Here is a 7,422-nt window from a genome sequence, read left to right as displayed (position 1 = left end):
CCGGCGGGTGCGGTCGGGCGCGGCGACGGTGGGAACCAAGGGGAAGGGGAGGAACCGTATGGGAAATGCAGCGAAAGTGATGCTCGTCGACGATGACGAGAGCCTGCACGTGCTCATGAGGCGCATCGTGGAGGATGCGGGCTATGCGTTCTGCGCGGCGTTCGACGGCGAGGAGGGGCTGGCGCTGCTGGCCGACGAGAAGCCCGACCTGCTGCTGCTCGACGTGATGATGCCCGGCATGAACGGCTTCGACGTGTGCCGGCGCATGCGCGAGGAAGGGCGGCGCATACCCATCGTCTTCCTGTCGGCGAAGGGCGACATCGTGGACAAGAGCATCGGCTTCAAGGCCGGCGGCGACGACTACGTGGTCAAGCCGTTCAGCCCCGACGAGCTCTTGCTGCGCATCGAGGCGCATCTGAGGCGCCACAAGGACGACCTCGCGTTTGCGAAGGCCGTGAACCGCGAGGGCAGCTCCACGACGGGCGACTTGGAGGTGTTCTTCAACCAGTACGAGGCACGGTTGCACGGGCGGAAAGTCGACCTTACGGCCAAGGAGTTCGAGATCCTGGCGCTTTTGGCCGCGAATCCGGGGCAGGTGTTCACGCGCCAGCAGATCTTCGCGCACATCTGGGGCGAGGATAGCGAGGTGGACGAGAGCAGCATCACCGTGTTCATGCGCAAGATCCGCGAGAAGATAGAGGAGAACCCCTCGCAGCCGAAGTACCTGCTCACCGTCTGGCGCGTGGGCTACAAGTTCGCCGAGCGCTGTTGACCGACCGCAAGCCACGGTGTCTGCATTGGGCGGGCCACGATGCAGCAGTCAGGTATCGTGGCCCGCCTCCAACGTGCGGTTTTGGCCTCTTGCTACGACAGGCGCTGTCCCAGCTCCTTGGCGGCGGCCGCTTTGTCGAAGTTTCCGGAGGTCTTCTGCGTGAGCGCGCCCATGACGCGCCCCATGTCCTTCTTCGTGGAGGCGCCCGTTTCGGCCAGCACCTCGTCGATGAGCGCGGTAAGCTCGGCGCCCTCCACCTGCTTGGGCAGGTAGCTTTCCAGGATAGTTACCTGCTCGGTCAGCATGTCCGTGCGTTCTTGGTCGTTGCCGGCCTTGATGGACCCGTCGAGCGTCTCGCGCGTCTGCTTGATGAGCCGCTTGAGCATGGCGTCGACGTCTGCGTCCTCGATGTCGCGCCGCTCGTTCACCTCGATGTTCTTGATCTCGCCATGCACCTGCCGCAGGATGGACAGCCGAACCTTGTCCTTCGCCTTCATCGCAGCCTTGATCTCGTCCTTCAACTCGTCGTACTTCATCCGGTCCCTCGCTTTCGTTGTGCAATCTCGTTTCGTCACGAGTATACTGCACGAAACGCAACACCAAAAAACAAGAACGAGTGTTTCACGTGAAACACTCGTTCTTGTTAAGTGACAGAAGAGATCTTGGGATTTTCGACCTTTTCCCACCTGTTATTCCATTGATCGGTCAATTCCCCCATCATATACTTGTGAAGCTCTTCCGTGGTACTGATACTGCTTATCGAAGCGCTTGTAGGGGTTCCATTTTCTTTGACGCACCGATACCAGGATTGATCTATGGGGTCGTAAACGAAGTTTGCAGACCAGTTATCACCCGTTCCCTCTCTCGCAAACAACCAAGTTTCCCCTGTACTCTTAAAAAAGGGTTGCACGTTGTAGTCCTTGCCTTGGTAAGTGAGTAAAGGGGAACCATATTCTGCGAAAAATAGTTCCCTCATTTTTGAGTTGTTATTTTTTATCTTCGGGTCGGTGATACTGTCGATGAACTTGTTCCAGTCCGAGAGATAGGACTTGCTGGTTGTTATGCTCGGGTTTTCCGTTTCGTCTGGATGTTCATCGCAGGTAATGCTCCGTGTACCTGTGTCCCAGCTCCAATTTCCGCCATTCGGGCAGGTGTAACCTTTAGCCAGGCGGTCGATTTTACCGAAAACCTCCGCCTCCTTCTCCGTATCCATCGCAGTCGTCACCACTTCGGCGTACATGCTGCGGCGGTTGGCTATGCAGGTGGCTTCTTGGGCTTTTGCCAGCCGGGCTGTGAACACCGGGATGGCTATGGCCACGAGCACACCGACGATAGCCACTACGATAAGCAGTTCGGCTAGGGTGAAGCCGCCGATGCGGCGAAGCTTTGGGTTGTGCGAGGGCACGTTGTCGGGCATGCTCGGTCTCCTTTTATGCGGCAAACCGCATCATACCCGCTCCGTTGCGCGGGCACAATGGCAGAGGGGTTTAATTGCTGGTCAGGTGAATGCAAAAACCACGTTACAAGCTGGGTAAAAGAGAGGGGTGCGTGCCGGTGCTCTGGTATGATAAGGGCGCATATAGTTCGAGCGGAGGATGTTCATGAGAGATCTGCCTGCAAACCAGCTGAATCCCAAGATAAAGAACGTGTGGCGCATCAACGATGCCATCTGGCTCACGGTGGTGTTCCTATGCTGCTTCGTGCCGTTCGCCATCGCAGCGGCGGTGGAGCCGGAGGGGTGGATGTTCGTCGTGCTGGCGGCGGTGGCTGCCCTGTACGTGGCGGGCATGGTCGTGTGGCTGGTCGTGCTGCCGCCTATCCGCTTCATGCGGTGGCGCTACGAGCTCTCGGACGACTACCTGGATATCGCGCGCGGCATCATATGGCGCAAGCGCTTCGTCATCCCGTTCATCCGCGTGCAGAACACCGACACGCGCCAAGGACCCATCCTGCGCGCGTTCGGCCTGGCCAGCGTGACGGTCGCCACGGCCGCGGGCGAGCACGAGATACCGGGCCTCGACAGCGGCACCGCCGAGCAGCTGCGCGACAAGGCGGCCGAGCTCGCGCGCCTCGCGCAGGAGGACGTGTGATGGCCGTGGACCAGCAACAAGCCCCGCAGGACCGGGCGCCGCAACCGTCCCGCGGCGATTCGCAGCCCCAGCCTGACTACCCGGCTCCCTACGGACAACCGCAACCCTACGCCCCGGCGCCTTATCCCGGCCAGCCGTACCCGCAGCAGCCCCTCCCGCAGCAGCCGATGCCGCAGGAACCGCCCCGCCACCATGTGCACCACAGCTACATTTGGCTCGGCAGCATACAGGCGGGAGCCGCCATGTTCTTCGTGGTGCTCGTCTCGGGCTTCTCCGGTTTCGTGGGGGCGCTGGCCGATGGCGAGACCATCGGCGACGACCTGCCCCTGCTCATGCTGGTTATCGGCGCCATCGTGCTGGGCCTCGTGCTCATCATCGGCTTGGTGGCGCTTTTCCAGTGGCTGTCGTACAAGCATCTCTACTACATCATAGGCCCCGAGGAGTTCAACCTGTACTCGGGCATCTTCAACAAGAAGCGCGTGCACGTGCCCTACCAGCGCATCCAGTCGGTCGACCAGCGCGCATCGCTGCTCCAGCGCGTGTTCGGCGTGTGCACGGTGAGCATCGATACGGCAGGCGGCTCGAACAACAAGGCCGTGCAGGTGCCCTATGTGCAGAAGTCGCAGGCCGAGCAGCTGCGCACCGAGCTGTTCGCGCGCAAGCAGTACGCGACGGCCGTGCAGGAGGGCATGGCGCCCCAGGAGGCCGCCGTTGCCGTGGCGGCTGCGAGCGGCGTGGTGCTGCCCCAGGCGGGTGCGGCCGGGCAGGCGGCGGTCGCGGGATCTGCCGGTCAGGCGCCCCACAATGTGCTGGATGCGCCGGCTGAGATATGGACGGACGTGCGCGGCGTGTTCGGCGGTTCGGCCGTCGATACCGGCAAGGTGACGTACGAGTACGGCTTGACCAACAAGGAGCTCCTGTTCACCGGCTTGTCGAACAACACCGCGTTCGTGCTCGTCATACTGGGCATCTTAGGCGGCGCAGCCCAGTTCGCCAGCCAGATGGCACCTGTCCTCACCGGCATGGTAGATCCGCTTGTCGGCCAGTTCATGCTCTTGAGCGGCCAGCTGTTCGGCGGCAACCTCGTGGCTGCCGGCGTGGCTTTGGTGCTGGTTATTGCAGCCGTCATGTGGCTTTTGTCCATCGTGGGCAGCGCCATCTCGTTCGGCGGCTTCCGAGCCTGTCGGCGCGACAACCGCATAGAGGTGGAACGCGGCCTGCTGCAGCATCAGTTCCAGGGCGTGAGCGTCGACCGCGTGCAGTCGGTCATCGTGAAGCAGAGCTTCATCCGCCGCCTGCTGGGCTATTGCGAGCTCTCGCTCGGCAAGATCGATGCAGCAGCCGAGAGCTCCGACGAACAGCAGAAGAGCCTCAGTCAGGGTTTGGTGGTGCATCCGTTCGTGAAGATGAGCCGCGTGCCCGAGATCCTTGCCGGCCTGGTGCCCGAGTTCGCCGGCGTGCCGGTGGAGAGCACGCCCGTGGCGCCTGTGGCGCTGCGACGCGCGCTTATCCGTCGCGGCATCATCCAGGGAACGGGGCTGTGGCTCGCCGTCATCATCGCCATCGGGCAGCTGTGCTCGAACGCGTTTATCGTCCCTGACGGGGACGGCGTCATCGCCCTCTTCTATATCAACACCGGCGCCTTCATCGGCTATGCGCTGTGCCTCGTGCTGTTCGTGCTGGACCTGGTAGGGGCGGTGCTGTGGTTCCGCGGGTCCGGGTTCGCGTACAACGAGCATTTCATGCAGGTGAGCAACGGCGGCTTCGCCCGCGAGACCGTGAGTTTCCCGCGCAAGAAGATCCAGTTCGGCTATACGAAGACGAACCCGTTCCAGCGCCGCGCCCGTACGGCCACCGTGAGCGCCCGCACCGCGGCCGGCGTCGGCGGCACCACGATTCGCCTGATCGACGTCTGTGAAGAAGATGCCCGCAGCTGGCTCGATTGGCTCAAGCCGCGGGGAAATGTGGTAGAGTGAGGCATTATGAGCGCACAGGTAACACCCGATGCATCGGATAGTCGAAGTAGCACTTCCCCTTTGCCGGAGCCTCCGGACGAAACCCCTGCGGCCTGCGAGCCAGCCGTGCCGCCCGCTGCGGCAACGGCGTCCGCCGTGCCCCATTCCTCGGTAAGCGCGTTGAGTGCGGATCACGTCGTCCGCGAGTACAAGGCGGGCGAGGAGATAGCCAACTCCATCTCGCACGGCCTCGGCATCGTTTTCGCCCTGGCGGCAATTCCGTTTCTGGCCGTGCGTGCGGCCGCGCATCCTGAAGTCGTCTACCTGGTGGGTGCGCTCGTGTACGCCTACTCCATGCTGCTCGAGTACACCATGTCCACGCTGTACCACGCCATCGCCGTCGACAAGGCGAAAAAGGTGTTCAAGGTGCTCGACCATAGCTGCATCTACCTGTTCATCGCTGGCTCCTACACGCCGTTCTGCCTCATCTCGCTCGCCGATTCGGGCGGCCTGTGGCTGTGCGCGTTCGTGTGGGTCGTGGCGTTGGCGGGCGTGGCCAGCGAAACGTTCTGGGTGTTCCGTCCACGTTGGATATCAGCCGTGCTCTACCTGCTCATGGGATGGTGCGTCGTGTGGTTCCTGCCGCCGCTCATCGCAGCCCTCTGGGGGCCGGGCCTGTGGCTGCTCGTGGGCGGCGGCGTGTGCTATACGATAGGCTGCATCTTCTACGTGCTGAAGAAGATTCCCTATATGCATTCCATCTTCCATCTGTGGGTGCTGGCCGGAACGGTCTGCCAGTTCTTGGCCATCGCCTTCTATATTATGTAAGCGGCGCGTGCACGAGCGCGCGGGCATGACAGCCCCACGGTTGCCGGGGTGGAGGCGGCTTCGTATCCGCACCCCATTCTCCGGCGAGGCGCGAAAGCGCGAACACGGGCCGCAGAGGCGGCTCCGCACGCATCCGCAACGCTAAAAGGAGTGAGTTTCGCTTTCATGGACATAGGGATAAGCATCGTCGTCACGTTTTTGCTCGTTCTGGTTAACGGCTACTTCTCCATGTCGGAGATGGCCCTGGTCAACGCCAAGCATGTGCTGCTGCAGAAGGATGCCGACGAGGGCGACAAGAAGGCCCAGCGCGCGCTTAGCCTGGCCAGCGACTCGGGGCAGTTCCTGGCCACCATCCAGGTGGCTATCACGCTCGTGGGCTTCTTCGCGTCCGCCGCGGCAGCCACGAACCTGTCGGACCCGCTTGCACAGTGGCTGTCCGGCTTCGGCGTGGGTTGGCTCTCGGTCATCGCGCCCGGCCTGGCACCCGTGCTCATCACGCTCATCGTGTCGTACCTGAGCATCGTGGTGGGCGAGCTCGTGCCGAAGCGCATGGCATTGGCCGACGCCGAACGCGTGAGCAAGACGGTGGCCGGCCCCCTGATGGTGTTCCAGAAGGTCGCGCGCCCGCTGGTGGCGCTGACCTCGGCCTCGGCCAACGGCTTGTCGCGCCTGCTGCGCATCAAGAACGCCGACGAGCGCCAGAGCGTGTCCGAGGAAGAGATCAAGTACATGGTCACGGACAACGACGAGCTGCTGCCCGACGAGAAGCGCATGATCCACGACATCCTGGACCTGGGCGACATGACGGTGCACGAGATCATGCAGCCGCGCGTGGACATGATCCTCGTGGAGGATACGGAAACCGTGCGCCAGGCCGTCGACCGCATGCGCGGCACCGGCTACTCGCGGCTGCCCGTGTTCCATGAGGACATCGACCGCATCGTGGGCATCGTGCACTACAAAGATCTGGTCGGGCCCCTCATGGACGGCAAGGAGAACGAGCCGGTGGCGGACTACGCCTACGAGGCTCTGTTCGTGCCCGAGACGAAGGACCTGTTCCCGCTTCTTTCCGAGATGCAAACGAATAGGCAACAGATGGCCATCGTGGTTGACGAGTACGGTGGCACCGATGGTTTAATTACCGTCGAGGACATTGTGGAGGAGATCGTCGGCGAGATCATCGACGAGTCGGACATCGAGAACAAGTTCATCACGCCGCTGTCGGACGGAACGTGGCTCGTGGACGGGCGCTTCCCCGTGGAGGACGCGCTGAAGCTTGGCTGGCCCGTCACGGAGTCGGACGACTACGAGACGATGGCCGGGTGGCTCATGGGCATGATCGATTTCGTTCCCCAGGTGGGCGACGAGTTCGAGTTCGGCGGGTACCGGTTCAAGATCCAGGCCATGCGGCGCAGGCGCATCTCGAACATCCGGGTGACGCGCGAGGTTGGTGCGGACAACGCGCCGGCTGTGCAGGCCGAGGACGATGCGGGCCGCGATCCCGCCGAAGCTGCCGCCGAGAACGCCGAGCATCCTGCCTCCCACTGATAGTGCAGCGTCGACGGTTCGACCAGGAGGCAGCGTGAACACCGAGAAGCGACTCTACCGCTCGCGCAACGCGCTCGTCGGGGGCGTGTGCGCCGGTGTGGCCGAGTACTTCAGCTTCGACCCGCTGGTCGCCCGCATCCTCACGGTGGCGTTCACGCTGTCCACGGCGGGGTTGTTCGCCGTTGCCTATGTGGCGCTGTGGGTCATCCTGCCCCTGGCTCCCAACGAG

8 protein-coding genes are annotated in these 7,422 nt (G+C 62.7%); 6 read left to right on the top strand and 2 right to left on the bottom strand.

All coding sequences use genetic code 11. The features are described from left to right. The first annotated feature begins 58 nt into the window (after positions 1–58). The gene (locus GPA_RS05315) at positions 59–772 is read left to right on the top strand and encodes a response regulator transcription factor (RefSeq protein WP_041239145.1); all 714 of its coding nucleotides are present in this window, start codon (positions 59–61) and stop codon (positions 770–772) included. Positions 773–864: 92 nt separating this feature from the next. Here the strand turns inward: GPA_RS05315 and GPA_RS05310 are convergent, their stop codons facing one another. Both GPA_RS05310 and GPA_RS16715 read right to left on the bottom strand, forming a co-directional pair. Next, a complete protein-coding gene (locus GPA_RS05310; protein ID WP_015539188.1) occupies positions 865–1,308 on the bottom strand; it encodes a GatB/YqeY domain-containing protein in 444 nt (147 codons plus the stop codon). A 107-nt stretch (positions 1,309–1,415) separates the two neighbouring features. Further along, on the bottom strand, positions 1,416–2,189 hold the full coding sequence (locus GPA_RS16715; RefSeq protein ID WP_015539187.1) for a prepilin-type N-terminal cleavage/methylation domain-containing protein: 774 nt from the start codon (positions 2,187–2,189) through the stop codon (positions 1,416–1,418). A gap of 184 nt (positions 2,190–2,373) precedes the next feature. On the opposite strand from GPA_RS16715, the gene GPA_RS05300 reads away from it, so the two are divergent. The 5 genes from GPA_RS05300 to GPA_RS17330 form a co-directional block, all read left to right on the top strand. Then, positions 2,374–2,862: a PH domain-containing protein gene (locus GPA_RS05300; protein WP_041240121.1), complete on the top strand. Its 489-nt coding sequence runs from the start codon at positions 2,374–2,376 to the stop codon at positions 2,860–2,862. A gap of 5 nt (positions 2,863–2,867) precedes the next feature. Then, on the top strand, positions 2,868–4,838 hold the full coding sequence (locus tag GPA_RS05295) for a PH domain-containing protein (protein ID WP_231847578.1): 1,971 nt from the start codon (positions 2,868–2,870) through the stop codon (positions 4,836–4,838). 135 nt (positions 4,839–4,973) lie between these two features. Continuing rightward, the gene (trhA, locus tag GPA_RS05290; protein WP_231847577.1) at positions 4,974–5,645 is read left to right on the top strand and encodes a PAQR family membrane homeostasis protein TrhA; all 672 of its coding nucleotides are present in this window, start codon (positions 4,974–4,976) and stop codon (positions 5,643–5,645) included. Positions 5,646–5,810: 165 nt separating this feature from the next. Then, entirely contained in the window at positions 5,811–7,193 is a 1,383-nt protein-coding gene (locus GPA_RS05285) for a hemolysin family protein (protein ID WP_015539184.1), read from the top strand. A gap of 34 nt (positions 7,194–7,227) precedes the next feature. Beyond that, positions 7,228–7,422 (top strand): PspC domain-containing protein (locus GPA_RS17330; protein ID WP_156791132.1); only part of this gene is annotated, 195 nt, incomplete at its 3' end.

It is taken from the genome of Gordonibacter pamelaeae 7-10-1-b, from assembly GCF_000210055.1.
Taxonomy (GTDB): domain Bacteria; phylum Actinomycetota; class Coriobacteriia; order Coriobacteriales; family Eggerthellaceae; genus Gordonibacter; species Gordonibacter pamelaeae.
The sequence above is the reverse complement of the archived record's forward strand: the minus strand, read 5'-3'. Positions and strand labels throughout refer to the sequence as shown.

Bases quoted from the DNA above. Each gene is read 5' to 3' on its own strand.
- GPA_RS05315 (WP_041239145.1), top strand. From the start codon at position 59: ATGGGAAATGCAGCGAAAGTGATGCTCGTCGACGATGACGAGAGCCTG.
- GPA_RS05310 (WP_015539188.1), bottom strand. From the start codon at position 1,308: ATGAAGTACGACGAGTTGAAGGACGAGATCAAGGCTGCGATGAAGGCG.
- GPA_RS16715 (WP_015539187.1), bottom strand. From the start codon at position 2,189: ATGCCCGACAACGTGCCCTCGCACAACCCAAAGCTTCGCCGCATCGGC.
- GPA_RS05300 (WP_041240121.1), top strand. From the start codon at position 2,374: ATGAGAGATCTGCCTGCAAACCAGCTGAATCCCAAGATAAAGAACGTG.
- GPA_RS05285 (WP_015539184.1), top strand. From the start codon at position 5,811: ATGGACATAGGGATAAGCATCGTCGTCACGTTTTTGCTCGTTCTGGTT.